The following is a 16,838-nucleotide window of genomic DNA, read 5'->3' on the forward strand; positions in this document are numbered from 1 at the left end:
AACCAGGGGACTGGTACCAAGATTCTCGGGTCGAGCCCGCAGGGAGGCAGGCCATGCGTGAACTCGCCACCACCTGCTGCATCGCCGGCGGCGGCCCTGCGGGGATGATGCTGGGGTTCCTGCTGGCGCGGGCGGGGGTCGACGTCATCGTGCTGGAAAAGCATGCCGACTTCCTGCGCGATTTCCGCGGCGACACCATCCACCCCTCGACGATGCAGCTCATGGCAGAGCTCGGGCTGCTCCACGACTTCCTGAAGCTGCCTCATTCCGCCGTGCGGACCATTGCGATGGGCTTCGGCAAGGAAACGATCCAGTTCGCCGACTTCTCGCATCTGCCCGTCGCCGCGCCGTTCGTGGCGATGATGCCGCAATGGGATTTTCTCGACTTTCTGGCCGATCGGGGACGCGAACAGCCCCGCTTTACATTGATGATGAATGCCAAGGCCGAAGGGTTGATCGAAGAGGCAGGGCAGATCAGAGGCCTGACCGGCCACGACACCAACGGCCCCTTCTCCATCCTGGCGGACCTCGTCGTCGCCGCCGACGGGCGCCAATCCGACATCCGCGCGGCGTCCGGGCTGAAGGGCATCGACATCGGCGCACCGATGGACGTGCTCTGGTTCAGGCTGCCGAAGGAGGCCGGCGACCCCGGACAGACCGGCGGGCAGGTCGCGAACGGACGGCTTCTGGTGACGCTGGATCGCGGCGATTACTGGCAGAGCGCCTTCGTCATTCCGAAGGACAGCTTCGAGGCGCTGCGCGCGGCGGGGCTGCCCGCCTTCCGCGAAAGCGTCACCAAACTGGCCCCATGGCTCGCCGGGCGCATGCAGGCGATCGCAGATTGGGACGAGATCAAGCTGCTCACGGTCGCGGTCGACAGGCTCGAAACCTGGTGGCGACCGGGGCTTCTCTGCATTGGCGACGCGGCGCATGCGATGTCGCCGATCGGCGGCGTCGGCGTCAATCTCGCGGTTCAAGACGCCGTTGCGGCGGCCAATCTCCTTGCCGCCCCGCTGCGGGAAAAGCGCCTGAGCAACAGCGATCTCGCTGCCGTGCAGGCACGCCGGGAGTTTCCAACCAAGGCCACGCAGCGCATGCAGGTCATCGCGCAGAACCGGATCATATCCCCGCTTCTGGCACGCTCCGAAAGCGATGCGCCGCTCGGCCCGCCTCTGCTGGTCCGGCTGTTCAACTGGTTCCCGCTGCTGCGCCGCATCCCGGCGCGACTCGTCGGCATGGGCGTCCGGCCGGAGCATATCGGGGCGGAGCTGGCGCCGCGCCGCTGAATTGACGCTCCGGCAAGCGTTCGTTAAACCGAACGATAGAACCTAAGATCAGAAGCATTCAGGGAGCACGCCATGTCCGACCGCGCACCGGGTTTCAGCACACTCGCCATCCATGCAGGCGCCGCTCCCGATGCGGCGACGGGCGCGCGCGCCACGCCGATTTACCAGACGACCTCCTTCGTCTTCGATGATGTCGACCATGCCGCCTCGCTGTTCGGCCTGCAGGCATTCGGCAACATCTACACCCGCATCGGCAACCCGACGAATGCCGTGCTGGAGGAGCGCGTCGCGGCGCTCGAGGGCGGCACGGCGGCGCTGGCGGTGGCCTCCGGTCACGCGGCCGAGTTCCTCTGCTTCCACGCGCTGATGCAGCCGGGCGACGAGTTCGTCGCGGCGCGCAAGCTCTATGGCGGCTCGATCAACCAGTTCAACCACTCCTACAAGAACTTCGGCTGGAACGTGATCTGGGCCGATTCCGACGATCTGGAGTCCTTCGCGGCGGCGGTGACGCCGAAGACCAAGGCGATCTTCATCGAATCCATCGCCAATCCCGGCGGCGTCATCACCGATATCGCCGGCATCAGCGCCATCGCGAAGAAGCACAACATCCCGCTCATCGTCGACAACACGATGGCGACGCCCTACCTGATCCGCCCCTTCGAGCACGGCGCCGACATCATCGTGCACTCCGCGACGAAGTTCCTCGGCGGACACGGCAATTCGATCGGCGGCCTGATCGTCGACGGCGGTTCGTTCAACTGGGTCGGCGACGACCGCTATCCCATGCTCTCCAAGCCCCGGCCGGAATATAACGGCATGGTGCTGGGCGAGACCTTCGGCAACTTCGCCTTCGCCATCGCGACGCGCGTGCTCGGCCTGCGCGACATGGGCCCGGCGCTCTCGCCCTTCAACGCCTTCATGATCCTGACCGGCATCGAGACCCTGCCGCTGCGCATGCAGAGGCATTGCGAGAACGCGCTCAAGGTCGCCACGCATCTCGCCAAGCATCCTGCGGTGGAATGGGTGAGCTATCCCGGCCTGTCCGGCGACAAGTATCACGAGCTCGCCAAGCGCTATTCGCCGAAGGGCGCCGGCGCGGTCTTCACCTTCGGGCTCAAGGGCGGCTACGACGCCGGCGTCAAGCTCGTCACCGAGCTGAAGCTGTTCTCGCATCTGGCCAATATCGGCGACACCCGCTCGCTGGTGATCCACCCGGCCTCGACCACGCACCGCCAGCTCAGCGACGAGCAGAAGACGGCATCCGGCGCCGGGCCGCAGGTGATCCGCCTCTCGATCGGCCTCGAGGATGTCGAGGACCTGATCGCGGATCTGGATCAGGCGCTGGCGTAAGCCGAGCCCGTCACTCCCGGGCTAGCGCCCCAAGAATCTCATGACGAAGGAGGCGCCGGAAACGGCGCCTTTTTCTTTGAGAGATGCTCTGCCTTGTCATTCCGGGGCGCGCCGCAGGCGTGAACCAGGAACCCACGACCGGGTGAGGCCGTCCAGATGCGATCATCAGAAATTGGTGCGACCCAGTCGCGGGTTCCGGGTCTGCTGCTGTGCAGCGTCCCGGAATGACAGCGGGCGTGCCTTAAGCCCGCGCCGCCCGCTCTGTGCGGGTGACATGAACCACGCCCATCGCCAGCACGGCGAAGCCAAGCGCCTGATGAGCGAGGCCCGCCCAGAGCGGCACCACAAGCAGCAGCGTCACCACGCCGAGCGCCGACTGCGCCAGCACCAGACTGGCGATGGCTGTCGAGCGCTTGGCGCTGCCCGATTGCGGCGCGACGCGGCGCAGCCTCAGCACGTTCCAGAGCGCGACGGCAAAGAGAAGGTAGGCGCCGATCCGATGGTTGAACTGCACCAGCGCGACATTGTCGACGAAGTTCTCCCAGAACGGGCTGACCGCGAAGAGCGTCGCCGCGGGCGGTACCAGCGCGCCGTCCATCAGCGGCCAGGTGTTGAAGGTAAAGCCCGCCTTGGAGCCGGCGACGAGCCCGCCGAGCGCGACCTGCACGAAGAGCAGCAACAGCAGGAGCCAGGCAGTCCCCCTGCCCCGCGCGGGCTCGACGCGCCGCAAGGGCGTCAAAGCCGTGGCGAAGGCGATGACAGAGGCGAAGAACAGGCCGGCGAATGTGAGATGCAGGGTCAGCTTCACCGGCGCGACGGCGACCATGCCGGGCTGGAGCCCCGAGGCGACCATGATCCAGCCGATAGTGCCCTGCAGGCCGAGCAGCAGCCCCATGCCGAACAGCGTCAAGGTCAGGCGCGCCGGCAGGAGGCGGCCGAGCGCCACGATCAGGAAACCGCCGAGATAAACGAGACCGATGAAGCGCCCCAGCTGGCGATGGCCCCATTCCCACCAGTAGATGAACTGGAATTCCCCGAGGCTCATGCCGTTGTTGAGGATCTGGTACTGGGGGCTCGCCTGATATTTGGCGAATTCCTCGGCCCAGGCTGCAGCCGAGAGCGGCGGCAGCGCGCCGGTGATCGGCTTCCATTCGGTGATCGAGAGGCCCGAGCCGGTGAGCCGCGTCGCGCCGCCGACCACCACCATCACGAAGACGAGGCCCGCGACAATCCAGAGCCATCGGCGGATGCCGGCATGGCTGGCGGCCTTGGCAGCGGCGCCGGCAGGCTGGTTCAGGGCGATGGTCACAGGCGCGGGGCTTTCGGTCGCAATCGGCAGCGCTTCACAACCGTCGACAGCGGTGACATAGCGCGAGTGAAGCGGGTTCTCGTCGCAAAAGTGGTTCCCACTTTTGCGGAACATGCTTTAGACCCCTCGCCCTAACGCGACAACGCCCGCATTGCCGCAGGAGCGCTTCACCCCGCGGCGGAGAGATCGATGAAACAACGCACGCGTAAGCTGGTCGGGACGGTCGTGATCCTCGTCTTCGTCTGCGTCTATGCGCTGGTCGCGATGGCGCTGGCGCAGGGGCGGATCACCGACGCGCCAAAGCTCGTGCAGGGCATTGCCTATGTCACGCTCGGACTCGCCTGGGTGCTGCCGCTGCTGCCGCTGATCAAGTGGATGGAGAAGCGGGACGACGCTTAATCGACCGCCCCGCGCGCCCGATTCCGCAGCCAGAAGGGCAGCCCCGAGAGCAGCGCCCGCAGCGTCGCCTCGTTCTGGTGCAAGCCGTTGAGCGAGACGCGCGGGAGCGCGTGAGGCCGCCCGGCATGCTCGGGGACGAGATGGCCCGGCCGTGTCGTGACCGCGCTGGCGAAGCCCGCCTCTCGCGCCAGTGTGAATTCGCGTGGGCCGGCCGATGTCGGATCGCCCACCGGATAGGCGAAATGGCGGATCGGCATCCCCAATTCGGCCTCCAGCCGCTCCCGGCTGTCGACGATCTCGCTGCGGGCGGCCCCGGCTTCGAGCTTGGCCAGTCGCGGGTGCGTCATCGTATGGGCGCCGATGGTCACGCCCGGTGCACCCGAAAGCGCCCGCAACGTGTCCCAAGGCAGGCACTCACGCTCGGTCAGCGTGGCGGAATCGATGCCGACCTGCGCGGCCAGATCGGAAATCGCCGAAAGCAGAATCGCTTCCGGTCCGTTGCGCAGACGCCAGTAGAGCCTGTCAAAGGCTTTCGTCTTCTCGGCGTCGGTCCCGGACCCAGCGGTGAAGTGACCGTCAGGCAGGGCAAGATCGAGCTGCTGCAGCGCGCGGACCGCCTCCTCCAGTTCGAGCCACCAGAGCCGCGCGGTCCGATCGGCAAAGCCAGGGGTGACGAACAAGGTCCAGGGCGCGCCGTGCTTCGCCAGCACCGGCCAGGCATGCTCGACATTGTCTCGATAGCCGTCGTCGAAGGTCAGAGCGACGAAGAAGCGCCCTTGCTTCGGCTGTTGCAGCCGCAGCAGCGCCTCGTCGAGCGAGACGATGTCGTAGCCCTCGGCGCGGATCAGACCGAGGGCGGCATCGAGAAAATCCGGCGTGATCTCCAGCAGGGCGTTGGGCGCGAAGCCCCGTGCCTCACGCGGGCGAACATGGTGCAGCGTCAGGATGACGCCCGCACCTTGCGCAAAGCCGCGGCTCCAGCGGTCCGCGCCCGTCGCCGCCATCAGCTTGAATGTGGCCGCGATGGCCTTGTGACGCCCGTTCATCGCCCATCCGTGCAACCGCCTGCTAACGCTGTCGCATGATGGCGGAGCGAGGCCGAGGGAATGTGGCCGATCCGTTCACAATGACGGGTTAAGAGGAGCCATGCCCGCCGCAGGTCATACGCCCTGGCACTCGATCTCCATCGAGAGCGATATCGCCACGCTCGAAGCGCCATGGCGCGCCTTCGAAGCGAAGGCGCTGGCGACGCCCTATCAGGCCTATGGCTGGGTGCGGCCTTTCGTGGAGACCATGGGCGCCGCGCCGGATGCGGCATGCCGTTATGCGCTGGTGCGCGACGTGGCGGGCGAACTCGTTGCGCTGCTGCCGCTCGCCATCGTGCGCAGACACGGCATCCGCTTCGCCACCTTCATCGGCGACAAGCACGCCAATTACCATATGGGCCTCTACGCTCCGGCGTTCGCCGCCGGGCTCGATCCACTGCTGGCACGCCAGATGCTGCAGGAGATCGGCGCCGCCATCGGCGGGCTGGACGCGTTCGCTTTCCTCAACCAGCCTCGTTCCTGGCAGGACATCGCCAATCCGGCCGGCCTCATCGCCGCCGGCCGCAGCCCGAGCCAATCGTACAAGCTCGCTCTCGTACCCGGCGACAGCGAGGCCGCGCTGAAGCGCGCGATGAGCAGCCACGCCCGCAAGAAGCTCAAGAACAAGCATAATCGCTTCAGGGATTTCGGACCCTCGGCGCTGATCCGCGCGACGACGCCGGCCGAGATCGAGCGGGTGCTCGACGCCTTCCTTTCACAGAAGGCCGAACGCTTCCGCGCCATGGGCCTGCCAGACCCCTTCGCCGCCCCTGCGATGCGAGCCTTCCTGAGGCAGGCAGCCCAACCTTCCGGGTCACGGCCTCCTGCGATCGAGCTCCATTCGCTGGACCTGGCCGGCGCCTGCGTCGCCACTTATGTTGGCGCGGTGCAAGGCGGGCGCTTCTCGGGCATGGCGACCTCGTTCGACCTGGCGAGCCCTACGGCCAGGACGAGCCCGGGCGAAATCCTGCTCGCAGAGTTGATCAGGCTGAAATCCAGCGAAGGCTTCACGGTCCTCGACCTCGGCGTCGGCGAGGCGCGCTACAAGACGACGTTCTGCGACGACAGGGACGAGCTGGTCGACACCTTTCTGCCGCTGACCCTGAAGGGCCAGCTCTTCACCGCGGCAGCGCAGACGCAGAGCGCGCTGAAGCGGTGGATCAAGAACTCGCCGATGGCTCTCAAGCTCGCGCGCGCTCTTGCGGGGCGGCTGCGAGGCAAAGCCGTAGCCGAAGCCGAGTAGAGGCGCCGCTCAGGCCTCGACCGTCTCCGCCTCGCGCGACTCTCCCGCGGCCGGCGCGGGAACATCCGCATCGATGATCAGGGTCACAGGCGCCTCGGTGAGCTCGCTCAGGCGATAGGCCGCTTCCAGAGCATGGCCGTTGCCGACGCTTCCGCCCATCACCAGAGCACCCTGGGCACGGCGGGCGATGGCGCCCAACGCGGGGCCCTCCTCGGTGGAAGAGGCGGCGACCAGAACCCAGTCATAGGTTTCGCAGAGCGCTTCGAGCGCCGCCTCGACCAGATCGGGCGCGGCAAGGACCGCCACGCGCCCGGCTCGGCCCGGCCCGATGCGATGCAGCCGCGAGCCGGATGCGCGCATGATGATGTCGGAGAACAGCGCTTCGCCCGCGAGCAGTTCGGAGAAGCCGACCTCGCCCTCGTCGTTATCCGCAGTGAGATCGACGAGGATCGAGCGGCAGCGCTGCGCCAGAAGCTCTGCCAGATCCCGCGGGTTGCCGGCCCCTTCGCTGCCGCCATCGAGGACGAGCACCAGCGGAGCCTTGCCGCTCGCCGCTTCCTGCGTGCGCTCGGCGATCTCGGCGAGCGTCTCATCGGCACGGCTGGAATCGAGCCGGATATGCCCGATCCGACCGGCATGGGTCAAAAGCCCGCTGACCCGGTCCCGACGCGGCGCGTCCGGGGTCGGCACGCCGGGAGCCACCTCGTCCTCGGCGCCCACAGTGACCCAGCGCGGCCCGCCCGGCGCGCTGGGCAGCGGCCTGCCCTGCCCACCCAGCAATTCGCGGGTCACGATCGTCGCGAGCGCGATCAGGAAGGTCGCCAGCGTCGCGACCACCATGATCGGCACCTTCTTCGGGAAGGAAGGCTCGGTCGGCTCCACGGCCCGCGAGATGATGCGGGCATCGGCCGGCGTGGCATTGAGGGTGTCGCGCGCGACCGCCTCGCGATAACGCTGCATGTACTGCTCGAGCTGCTCGCGCAGAGCGCGCGCCTCGCGCTCGAGGGCGCGCAGCTGCACCTCGCTGTCATTGGCGCTGGAGACGTTCTTCTTCTGGCCGTCGAGCGCAGCCTGGAAGCTTTCGACCCGCTGGCCGGCAATCTTGGCTTCGTTCTCCAGCGTCCGGACGGCCCGCTCGACGGCGGCGCGAAGCTGGCTTTCCAGATCGGCGAGCTGGGCGTTGAGTTCCTTGATCCGGGGATGCTCCGGCAGGAGGCTGCGCGACTCCGCGGCGATCTGCGCGCGCAGGTTCACGCGCTGCTCGATCATCCGGCGGATCAGGTCGTTGTTGGCGACGTCCGGGATCTCGAAGGTGCGGCCCTGCTTGATCGCGTCGCGGATCAGCCCCGCCTTGGCCTGAGCCTCCGCCTGCTGGCTGCGGGCGGTAGAGAGCTGCGCCGAGAGGTCAGTGAGCTGCTGGGAGGTGATGGTATTGTTGTTGGGCCCGACGAAGAGGCCGTTCTTCGAGCGGAAATCCTCGACCTTCGCCTCGGCCTCGGAGACGCGCTTGCGCAGCGGCTCGATCGTGGTCAGGAGCCAGTTCGAGGCGCTGCGGGCGTTCTCCTGCTTCGCCTGCTCCTGGAACTCGAGATAGGTCTCGGCGATGATGTTGGCGCCCCTAGCAGCCAGCGCCGGATCGCGCGAGGTGAATTCGACCGCGACGATGCGCGACCGGCCAACCGGATAGACCAGCAGCCGCTCGAAATATTTCTCCAGCACGCGCTCCTCCGGGGAGCGGTCGGCCGGATGGGCGGCGAGCCCGATCATCACCGCGAGCTTGCGCAATGCGCTCAGCGCGCCGACGCCGGAATCGAATTCGGAATTCCCGACAAGCCCGATGCGCTTGATCGCCTCGCGAGCGAGGTCACGCGACATGATGACCTGGACCTGGCTCTGCACGGCCTCGGCATCGAACTGGCCGGCGGCGTCCGGAAGGGTTTGGCCCGGGAGGGTGTAGAAGCTGCCACGGCTTTCCAGCAGCAGCCGCGTCTCGCCCGTATAGCGCGGCGTCACGAGGTTGACCGAGACGAAGGCGAGGCAGAGGACGGCCAACGTCGGTAGGACGATCCAGAGCCGACGGCGCTTGATCGCAACCCACAGCGCCGAAAGGTCGAGCATGTCGCCTCGACCATCGCCACGAGCATCAGTCCCAGATCGATCGGTCATGGGCCACCTTCAGGAACGCAGAACGCACGCGCTCCCGCAGGAACGCAGGCCTCATTAGGCATCGATCAAGGTTAGTGCCGGGTTAAGACGCGCCGGGGGGCAAATCGGGCGCGACGCCGGGGAAGCCTTTGTTAACCATATGGCACCTAAAGCTTGGGCGAGTTCTGGACTGGATAATCTGTGATGAGTCGACGCATCACCTCTTTCGCCTTGGCCTGCCTGGTCTCGGCCGCCGCCATGGTGGCAGGTGCGTGCGCGCCTTCCTACACCTCGCCCTATGCCTTTTCGGAACCGGCCGGCCCCTATCGGCTTGCGAGCGGCGACCGGCTGCGCATCATCGTCTTCGGTCAGGACAATCTCTCGAACATCTACGCTGTCGACGGCTCGGGGCGCATCGCCATGCCGCTGATCAACACCGTCGAGGCGCAGGGCCGGACGACACAGCAACTCGCCCAGGCGATCGAGGCGAAGCTGCGCGCCGGATATCTGCGCGAACCCAAGGTCTCGGTCGAAGTCGAGACCTATCGCCCCTTCTTCGTGCTGGGCGAAGTCACCAATTCCGGGCAGTTTCCCTATGTGAACGGGATGACGGTCCAGACGGCCGTGGCCATCGCTGGCGGCTTCACTGCGCGCGGCCAGCGCAATTCGGCCGAGGTCACCCGCCAGATCGAGGGGCAGACCGTGACCGCGACCGTGCCGATCACCTATCCGGTGCAGCCGGGCGACACCATCACGATCAAGGAACGCTGGTTCTGAGGCACGGCGGAACGCTACGATGACGGACGCTCCCTCCCCGCGCCGCCTGCGGATCCTGCATGTCTTCCGGGCGCCGCTGGGCGGGCTGTTTCGCCATGTGCTCGACGTCGCGCGCGGGCAGGCCGAGCGCGGCCATGCCGTCGGCATCTTCTGCGATTCGAGCACCGGCAGTTCGCGGACGGTGGAGCAGTTCCGCGGCCTCTCGGACCTGCTTGAGCTTGGCCTGACGCGGGTGCCGATGTCGCGCTACCCGAATGCCACCGATGCGGCAGCACAATGGTCCGAGATCGCCCTGTGCCGACGCCTGAAACCCGATGTCGTGCATTGTCACGGCTCGAAAGGCGGCGTCTACGGCCGGTTTCCCGCGCTTCTTTCTCCACGGCGCCGCTATGTCACCGCCTACACGCCCCATGGCGGGAGCTTCAACTACAAGCCGGGCACCACCGAGCATAAACTGTATATGGGCGTGGAACGCCTGCTCGAAGGCGCGACGGACAGCTTCCTCTTCGAGAGCCGCTTCATCGCCGACCGCTTCGAAGCCTATATCGGCCACAAGCCGCGCACCGCACATCGCGTCGTGCTGAATGGCATCTCGGATGCCGAGTTCGAGCCGATCGACCATACCGAAGCGAGCTTCGACCTGCTCTATCTCGGCGAGCTGCGCTCGGCGAAGGGTGTCGACACGCTGATCGAGGCATTGGCATTACTGCGCAGCCGCGACGGCATCTCTCCCCGCATCCTGATCGTCGGCTCCGGCCCGGACGAGGCGGAACTGCGGCAGATGACAGTGGAGCACGGCATCGCCGAGCAGTGCGTCTTCGAGCCGCCCGCCCCGATCCGCAAGGCGCTGGCCAAGGCCCGCATCATGGTGGTCCCGTCCCGAGCGGAGTCCCTGCCCTACGTTATTCTGGAGGCTGCCGCAGCGGCGCAGCCCCTTGTCTCGACCGATGTCGGCGGCATTGGCGAGATCCTGGGACCGCGCCATCGCCACCGGCTGATCAAGGCGAACGACCCGACCATCCTCGCCGATGCGATCGGCACGATGCTCGCCACGCCGGAGGCCGAACGCCGGGCGCAGGCCACGGACCTCGCCGCCAATGTCCGCGAGAGTTTCCGCCTCGACAGCATGATCGACGGAGTCATCGCTGCCTATCGCGAAGCCTTGCAGGCTCGCGGGCTCGCCTGAGCGGACGCTCAGACCAGCTTCAGCGCCGCGACGCCGACGATCACCAGCAAGATGCCTAACCAGCCGGCCGGCCTGATGCGCTGCCCGAAGGCCAGCGCGCCGATCACGGCCGTGAGCACGAGCCCGACTCCGCCCCAGACCGCATAAGCCACCGCGAGGTCCATGCCCTTGATCGCCTGGGCCAGCGCCGCAAAGGCGCCCATGACGAGAAGGATTCCGCCAGCACCGTGCATCCGGCGCTTCATGCCGTCGGAGAGCTTGAGCAGATAGGTTCCGGCGATCTCGAGCGCTACCGCGAGCAGCAGCCAGAGGAAGGGGGCGAACTGAGCAAGGGAGGCATTCACGCGAACCTCCCGCCTTCATGCCCAGGCTGCTCCCGATCCTCCTCGTGACCGATACCTCGCTCGATCAGGAGGATGCCGGCCAGGATTGCGGCGAGGCCCAGCGCACGGCCCGCCGTGAGGTGCTCGCCGAAGAGGAGATGGCCGATTGCGGCGACGCCGACGATGCCGAGCCCCTCCCAGACCGCATAGGCGACCGCCATCGGGATGACGCGCAGCGCGAGGCTGAGCAAAGCGAAGGAGAGGCCGATCAGGACGAGCGGCAGCGCGCCGACCAACCAGGGAGCCGCGACAGCCGATTTGAGGGCAGCCGTGCCGGCGATCTCGACGGCGATGGCCGCGAGCAGAACCAACCAATGAAAAGACATGTTGCACACGGGCGAAGCCGGCGCTGGAAGCCGCGTTGCGGCGCAGGGACAGCCAAGCAATCGTTAGAGTTTGAAATCGACGATTCCGAAAAGAAGCGATTGCGGAGATATTATCCCGGCAATCGGCGCAGGCGACGAAACAACTCCGCCAACGCGATGCTCTCTACGAGCAATATGTGCTTCTCAGACACTCATCGCGAAGGAATATGCCCACATCAATGCATTCTGTCAACTTATCGTGTTTTTCGACGCCGCCGAACCGATTGAATACACTACATTTTTCACGAGCACTGACCTTAGGCAAGACATTGTGCCGTCAGGACAAAATCGACTTTCCGCAAAGCCCGTTTTTGGCGCGCGCCGGGACGCTGCAGGCGATGATCCGCCACGCGCCGCGCTTCTGGAAAACGATGGCTCGACGGCTTAAACCTTCCGTGAGCAATTTTCGGATAGACCGCGACAGGATCGCGGACGCTGGCTGAGCGGTCCGCGCTAGGGATAGGCGTGATGGGGACATTCGATGTCCGCGACATGATGCAGGCCGGGACGCCTGCCGATCCGGGCGCTCCCGAGGTTGGTGAGGCGCGGCGCCTGTCTCCGCTGGCGGAACGCATCGCCGCCATTCCGGTCAAGCCGACGCTGTCCCCGGTTCTCATCGAAGGCGCGGCGCGGCTGCTCGACACCCTGATCGTGATCGCGACAGGTGGCCTCGTCTACTGGCTCTACGTTGCGGGCAAGACCGATTCCGCCCTGCCCTATCAACTCACGATCATCGGCCTCACTGCCGGCACGCTGATCTTCTTCCAGTCCCTGCAGCTCTATCCGATCGGGGCCCTACGCCATGCGCGGCGCACCGCTCTGCGGATCGTCGCAGGCTGGACCCTGCTCTTCCTGCTCGCGCTGGCGATCTTCTTCCTGCTGAAGATCGGCGACCAGATCTCGCGCATCTGGCTGATCAGCTTCTACCTGGGCGGCGCCGGCGCCCTGCTCTGCGGCCGGGTCGCCATCATGGCGGGCGTGCTGCACCTCACACGCACGGGCCGGCTGGAACGACGCACGGCAATCGTCGGTGGCGGCGAAGCGGGCGAAGCGCTGATCCGCGCACTGGAAGCGCAGAAGGATACCGGCCTGCGCATCTGCGGCGTTTTCGACGACCGTAACGACGAACGTTCCCCGGAGTCCGTGGCCGGTCACCCGAAGCTCGGCACGGTCGAGGATCTGGTCGAATTCGCGCGGCGCACGCGGCTTGACCTCGTGATCTTCACCCTGCCGATCTCGGCCGAGGCGCGGCTGCTGGCAATGCTGCGCAAACTCTGGGTGCTGCCGATCGACATCCGTCTCTCGGCCCATCTCGCCAAGCTGCAGCTCAGGCCCCGCTCCTATTCCTATTTCGGCAGCGTGCCGTTGCTGGACATCTTCGACCGGCCGATCGCCGACTGGGACATCCTGGTCAAATGGGTGTTCGACAAGGTCGTCGGTACGCTGGCGCTGATCGCGCTCTCGCCGCTGATGATCGCGGTCGCGATCGCGATCAAGCTCGACTCGCGCGGCCCGATCCTGTTCCGCCAGAAGCGCTACGGCTTCAACAACGAGACGGTCGACGTCTTCAAGTTTCGCTCGCTCTATCACGAGATGACCGACCACAAGGCCGCCAAGCAGGTCACCAAGGACGATCCGCGCGTCACCCGCGTCGGCCGCTTCATCCGCAAGACCTCGATCGACGAGCTGCCGCAGCTTCTCAACGTCGTCTTCAAGGGCGACCTCTCGCTGGTGGGACCTCGGCCCCACGCCATCCACGCGCAGACCGCGACGCGCGCCTATGAGCAGGTCGTCGACGGCTATTTCGCCCGCCACCGGGTCAAGCCCGGGATCACCGGCTGGGCCCAGATCCATGGCTGGCGCGGCGAGACCGATACGGACGAGAAAATCCAGAAGCGCGTCGAGCACGACCTCTACTACATCGAGAACTGGTCGGCGCTGCTGGATCTCTACATCCTGGCCAAGACGCCGCTCTCGCTGCTAATCCAAAGAGAGAACGCCTATTGAGCGCGCTTGCGCATACCCCGCCGCGGCGACTGGCGATCTCCTACGCCGCGATCAAACGCGGGACGCTGTGGCTGCTGGGCGCGTCGGGCGGCCTCGTGCTGATAGAGCCTTCGCCTTACGAGCTCGTCTTCCTGCTGACCGTGTTCGTCTTCGCCGTGACGGGCATCCGCTTCTCGCAGAAGCTGCTGCCGCTCGCCGTGCTGCTGCTCGCCTACAATATCGGCGGGACTCTCTCGTTGATCCCCTGGATGGACGACCCCGATGCCGTGCGCTTCACGGCCGTCTCGGTCTATCTGATGATCACCGCGATCTTCATCGCCGGAATCATGGCGGAGGATGCGGCGGGGCGGCTCGAGACGCTGCGGAAAGGCTATCTCTTCGCCGCGTGGTGCGCGGGCTTCGCCGGCATCCTCGGCTATTTCGACGTCGCAGGCCTCGGTGGCACCTTCACGCTCTACGGCCGCGCCTCGGGCACCTTCAAGGACCCCAACGTGCTCGGCACGTTCCTCGCCTTGCCGATCGTCTATCTGCTTCAACGCGTGCTGACGGGGCAGTGCGGCATGGTGCGGGGGTTCGTCCTGATCAGCGTCCCGCTCGCGGCGCTGTTCCTCACCTTTTCGCGCGGCGCTTGGGCGGTGCTCGTCCTGTCCGTCCTGATGATGACCTTGCTGACCTTCCTGTCCGCGCCCGGTGCCGCGGCGCGAGCGCGCATCCTGGCAATGTCGCTGGCAGCGCTCGTGATCATGCTGGCGGCTCTGCTGGTTGCGCTCTCATTCGAGAGCATCCGCGCCGTCTTCGAGGTCCGCGCCAGCCTCGATCAGAGCTACGACCAGGGTGTCACGGGCCGCTTCGGCAACCAGCTGCGCGCCATACCGATGCTGCTGGAGGCGCCTAACGGCTTCGGGCCGCTGCGCTTCCGCTGGTTCTTCGTTGAAGACCCGCACAACGTCTACATCAACGCCTTCGCCTCCTATGGCTGGCTCGGCGGCTTTGCGTGGCTCTGCCTCACGGTCGCGACCTGCTATGTCGGCTGGCGCCTCGTCTTCCGACCGGGCACGACACAGCTCCATGCCATCGCGATCTGGTCGGTGCTGTTCGTCACGATCCTGCAGGGCATCCAGATCGACACCGACCACTGGCGCCATTTCTACCTGATGCTCGGTCTGGTCTGGGGCCTCGCGGCCGCAAGGGCGGAGAGCGAAACGTCCCCTTAGGACCTCCGTTCAGGCCCGGTCCTTGCGCACGACGACATAGGCGTATGTGGTCACGAGATTCCAGCCGACCCGGGCAGCGGCCGCGTTGAAGGCGTGGTCCAGCTGCTTCAACCCCGGCATGCGGTCGAAATAGCCATGGCCCCAGAAGCGCTGAATATGCACCTCGCGGAAACCGGCGCGGTTCAGCATCGGCGTCAGCAGCGCCGGGTTGCCGCGGCACCATTCGTAGAGCGCCGGAAACACGGGATCGTCGCCCCCGTCGCGCCGAGCCGGGAAAAGCGCGTGAACGATGGCGCGCGAGGCCTTGGCGGGCAGGACGTGGTTCAGGGCGAAGACGGGAGCCCACAAGGTGGGGAAGAAGGCGAGCGCAACGCCGCCCGGCGCCAGCAGTGCATGGATGTTGGCCCAAGCCCGTTCGACGCCCTCGATATGCTCGAAGACCATGCGCGAGACCATCATGTCGTAGCCGCCGCGCGCGACATCCGGCTCGGAGAGATCGCCAGCGATGTCGAACCGCGCCGTCCTCAGCCCCGGCGGCGTCAGCGCCAGCTCTCCGGCATCGATATCGTTGACGGTCAGCGAGAAACCGTGCGCGGTGGCCTCATCGGCCGTGAACAGCGGATCGCGCCCGCCGCCGATCTCACAGACATGGCTCAACTCGAACTGCCGGGCGAGCGCCAGGATGGTCGGCTCGTAATTGTCCCAGGCCCATTGCGAATGCCAGTCGGGGTCGAGCCTGCGAAAGAAGCTGGCGAGAGAGCCGGAGATCGGCTCGGCCGTCGGGGAAATCGTCTGCATCGGCTTTACGGCGAGATTGGCCAGGGACATGGCAGATTCCGGCTCCGGTTCTCCCCGTTTTCGGCCGGGAGAGTGACCTCCGGCCGGCGGGACCGCAACAGAAGGCTGGGTAGGCAGTTAATATAGCGCCAACGTCGGCGATCCGGCGAATGCGCGCCCCTATGGCGAGAGGCATGAGCGCTCGTCGCGCGCCCCCGATCCTTCCTTTCGCATTGGCAAGGAACAGGCAATCGACGGGTGAAGCAGCGTTACGATCACGCCCGCAACATATTGAAACTCCTGAATTTCCGCCTCGCCTGTTCTCTCTGCTGGAATAAATTGTTCAAGGGCTGGGAACCAATGCCGCCCAGCGTCGTTGTGTTGACGGCGAAATGGGGGGGAGCCAATGCGGCCTGGAATCCGAACGGTACTCGACGGCTCAAACTCTGAGCCGACACAGGCTGTCCTCGCGCCTGATAGAGCATGGCAGGCCATCACTAGAAGCGACGCGGCCACGCGGCTTTAGACCTGTGGCAATGCTGTTACGCGATTCCAGGCCATCTCGGCTTTGCCCGGTCCAGGCGAGACGGCCTGGGTCGACGCCCTTCACTGCTCACCCTATACCGCAAGGGTCCTGTTCATGCCGGACTCTCGCGCAGCTCCCTGTCAGGCCGAATTTCGTGGTTGTCCCGAGCAATGCTCAGAGGATGGCGAAGCTCGTTCGTTCCGTTCCGAAAGACAGCCGATGAATCTGCCTTCTTCGCCCAACACCGCCAAGCAAAGCCTCGGCGTGGATACCGCCGTAGGCGCTGGCCTGGCCGGTGCCATCGTCTTCTTCCTGCTCAGCGGCGCGGTCGCCTTCTTCAACCTGCAGTCTCTGCGCGAAGGCAATGAGAGGGTCGTTCAAACTCACCAGACCATCGTCGCGCTCAATCAGATGATGTCCAGTATCCAGGACGCGGAAACGGGCCAACGCGGGTTTCTTCTGACGAATGACGAAGCCTATCTCTCGCCGTACAATGCGGCTGTGCGGAATATTCCGCTGAGGCTCGACGAGGCCGCACGGCTGAGCAGTGGAAATCCAGCGCAGACACCCCGCATGGCCGCGCTCAGGCGATCTGTCGACACCAAGCTCGCCGAAATAAAGGAGACTCTCGATCTCCGCCGATCTCAAGGCCTCGATGCGGCGCTTGCGATCGTCAACACCGATCGGGGCAAGCTGGAGATGGATGCGATCCGCGGCCAGATCGCCGCCATGACGCAGGAAGAAATCCGGGTTCGTACCGAACGGCTTGCGCAGATGGACAGCGCA

General features: G+C 66.0%; 14 protein-coding genes and 1 pseudogene. 9 read left to right on the forward strand and 6 right to left on the reverse strand.

Annotation, left to right across the window (positions count from 1 at the left end; genetic code table 11):
• The first annotated feature begins 53 nt into the window (after positions 1–53).
• Both BoBH3_RS20075 and BoBH3_RS20080 read left to right on the forward strand, forming a co-directional pair.
• The gene (locus BoBH3_RS20075; RefSeq protein ID WP_262332633.1) at positions 54–1,286 is read left to right on the forward strand and encodes an FAD-dependent oxidoreductase; all 1,233 of its coding nucleotides are present in this window, start codon (positions 54–56) and stop codon (positions 1,284–1,286) included.
• Positions 1,287–1,358: 72 nt separating this feature from the next.
• Positions 1,359–2,636: an O-acetylhomoserine aminocarboxypropyltransferase gene (locus BoBH3_RS20080; protein ID WP_262332634.1), complete on the forward strand. Its 1,278-nt coding sequence runs from the start codon at positions 1,359–1,361 to the stop codon at positions 2,634–2,636.
• 241 nt (positions 2,637–2,877) lie between these two features.
• Here the strand turns inward: BoBH3_RS20080 and BoBH3_RS20085 are convergent, their stop codons facing one another.
• The gene (locus BoBH3_RS20085; protein WP_316045121.1) at positions 2,878–4,059 is read right to left on the reverse strand and encodes a COX15/CtaA family protein; all 1,182 of its coding nucleotides are present in this window, start codon (positions 4,057–4,059) and stop codon (positions 2,878–2,880) included.
• Between the two features lie 75 nt (positions 4,060–4,134).
• On the opposite strand from BoBH3_RS20085, the gene BoBH3_RS20090 reads away from it, so the two are divergent.
• Positions 4,135–4,344, forward strand: coding sequence for a DUF2842 domain-containing protein (locus tag BoBH3_RS20090; RefSeq protein WP_262332635.1), 210 nt, complete (start codon positions 4,135–4,137; stop codon positions 4,342–4,344).
• Here the strand turns inward: BoBH3_RS20090 and BoBH3_RS20095 are convergent.
• Positions 4,341–5,390: a polysaccharide deacetylase family protein gene (locus tag BoBH3_RS20095; RefSeq protein ID WP_262332636.1), complete on the reverse strand. Its 1,050-nt coding sequence runs from the start codon at positions 5,388–5,390 to the stop codon at positions 4,341–4,343. The genes BoBH3_RS20090 and BoBH3_RS20095 overlap by 4 nt on opposite strands.
• A 100-nt stretch (positions 5,391–5,490) precedes the next feature.
• Here BoBH3_RS20095 and BoBH3_RS20100 point away from each other — a divergent pair, with 100 nt between their 5' ends.
• Positions 5,491–6,672 (forward strand): GNAT family N-acetyltransferase, encoded by a 1,182-nt coding sequence (locus tag BoBH3_RS20100; protein WP_262332637.1) that lies wholly within the window; start codon positions 5,491–5,493, stop codon positions 6,670–6,672.
• 9 nt (positions 6,673–6,681) lie between these two features.
• Here the strand turns inward: BoBH3_RS20100 and BoBH3_RS20105 are convergent, their stop codons facing one another.
• Positions 6,682–8,790, reverse strand: a complete 2,109-nt coding sequence (locus BoBH3_RS20105; RefSeq protein ID WP_262332638.1) for a GumC family protein — start codon at positions 8,788–8,790, stop codon at positions 6,682–6,684.
• 231 nt (positions 8,791–9,021) lie between these two features.
• On the opposite strand from BoBH3_RS20105, the gene BoBH3_RS20110 reads away from it, so the two are divergent.
• Positions 9,022–9,594 (forward strand): polysaccharide biosynthesis/export family protein, encoded by a 573-nt coding sequence (locus BoBH3_RS20110; RefSeq protein WP_262332639.1) that lies wholly within the window; start codon positions 9,022–9,024, stop codon positions 9,592–9,594.
• A gap of 19 nt (positions 9,595–9,613) precedes the next feature.
• The gene (locus tag BoBH3_RS20115; protein ID WP_262332640.1) at positions 9,614–10,780 is read left to right on the forward strand and encodes a glycosyltransferase family 4 protein; all 1,167 of its coding nucleotides are present in this window, start codon (positions 9,614–9,616) and stop codon (positions 10,778–10,780) included.
• Between the two features lie 8 nt (positions 10,781–10,788).
• Here BoBH3_RS20115 and mdtI read toward each other — a convergent pair whose 3' ends face one another.
• Both mdtI and BoBH3_RS20125 read right to left on the reverse strand, forming a co-directional pair.
• Complete coding sequence (mdtI, locus tag BoBH3_RS20120) at positions 10,789–11,124, reverse strand: multidrug/spermidine efflux SMR transporter subunit MdtI (protein WP_262332641.1); 336 nt, start codon at positions 11,122–11,124, stop codon at positions 10,789–10,791.
• The gene (locus BoBH3_RS20125; RefSeq protein ID WP_262332642.1) at positions 11,121–11,489 is read right to left on the reverse strand and encodes a DMT family transporter; all 369 of its coding nucleotides are present in this window, start codon (positions 11,487–11,489) and stop codon (positions 11,121–11,123) included. Before BoBH3_RS20125 ends, mdtI begins: the two co-directional genes overlap by 4 nt.
• 507 nt (positions 11,490–11,996) lie before the next feature.
• Between BoBH3_RS20125 and BoBH3_RS20130 the strand changes: the two genes are divergently transcribed.
• Complete coding sequence (locus BoBH3_RS20130) at positions 11,997–13,535, forward strand: undecaprenyl-phosphate glucose phosphotransferase (protein ID WP_262332643.1); 1,539 nt, start codon at positions 11,997–11,999, stop codon at positions 13,533–13,535.
• Entirely contained in the window at positions 13,532–14,749 is a 1,218-nt protein-coding gene (locus BoBH3_RS20135) for an O-antigen ligase family protein (RefSeq protein ID WP_262332644.1), read from the forward strand. Before BoBH3_RS20130 ends, BoBH3_RS20135 begins: the two co-directional genes overlap by 4 nt.
• A gap of 9 nt (positions 14,750–14,758) precedes the next feature.
• On the opposite strand, the gene BoBH3_RS20140 is transcribed toward BoBH3_RS20135, so the two are convergent.
• A complete protein-coding gene (locus tag BoBH3_RS20140; protein ID WP_262332645.1) occupies positions 14,759–15,577 on the reverse strand; it encodes a class I SAM-dependent methyltransferase in 819 nt (272 codons plus the stop codon).
• Positions 15,578–16,466: 889 nt separating this feature from the next.
• On the opposite strand from BoBH3_RS20140, the pseudogene BoBH3_RS24560 reads away from it, so the two are divergent.
• Positions 16,467–16,763, forward strand: a pseudogene (locus tag BoBH3_RS24560) (CHASE3 domain-containing protein); the annotation flags it as partial.
• Between the last annotated feature and the right edge of the window lie 75 nt (positions 16,764–16,838).

Source organism: Allobosea sp. BH3, assembly GCF_025499465.1.
Classification (GTDB): domain Bacteria; phylum Pseudomonadota; class Alphaproteobacteria; order Rhizobiales; family Beijerinckiaceae; genus Allobosea.

Bases quoted from the DNA above. Each gene is read 5' to 3' on its own strand.
- BoBH3_RS20110 (WP_262332639.1), top strand. From the start codon at position 9,022: ATGAGTCGACGCATCACCTCTTTCGCCTTGGCCTGCCTGGTCTCGGCC.
- BoBH3_RS20080 (WP_262332634.1), top strand. From the start codon at position 1,359: ATGTCCGACCGCGCACCGGGTTTCAGCACACTCGCCATCCATGCAGGC.
- BoBH3_RS20085 (WP_316045121.1), bottom strand. From the start codon at position 4,059: ATGTTCCGCAAAAGTGGGAACCACTTTTGCGACGAGAACCCGCTTCAC.
- BoBH3_RS20105 (WP_262332638.1), bottom strand. From the start codon at position 8,790: ATGCTCGACCTTTCGGCGCTGTGGGTTGCGATCAAGCGCCGTCGGCTC.
- BoBH3_RS20140 (WP_262332645.1), bottom strand. From the start codon at position 15,577: ATGTCCCTGGCCAATCTCGCCGTAAAGCCGATGCAGACGATTTCCCCG.
- BoBH3_RS20100 (WP_262332637.1), top strand. From the start codon at position 5,491: ATGCCCGCCGCAGGTCATACGCCCTGGCACTCGATCTCCATCGAGAGC.
- BoBH3_RS20090 (WP_262332635.1), top strand. From the start codon at position 4,135: ATGAAACAACGCACGCGTAAGCTGGTCGGGACGGTCGTGATCCTCGTC.
- BoBH3_RS20130 (WP_262332643.1), top strand. From the start codon at position 11,997: ATGGGGACATTCGATGTCCGCGACATGATGCAGGCCGGGACGCCTGCC.
- BoBH3_RS20125 (WP_262332642.1), bottom strand. From the start codon at position 11,489: ATGTCTTTTCATTGGTTGGTTCTGCTCGCGGCCATCGCCGTCGAGATC.
- BoBH3_RS20075 (WP_262332633.1), top strand. From the start codon at position 54: ATGCGTGAACTCGCCACCACCTGCTGCATCGCCGGCGGCGGCCCTGCG.
- BoBH3_RS20095 (WP_262332636.1), bottom strand. From the start codon at position 5,390: ATGAACGGGCGTCACAAGGCCATCGCGGCCACATTCAAGCTGATGGCG.
- BoBH3_RS20115 (WP_262332640.1), top strand. From the start codon at position 9,614: ATGACGGACGCTCCCTCCCCGCGCCGCCTGCGGATCCTGCATGTCTTC.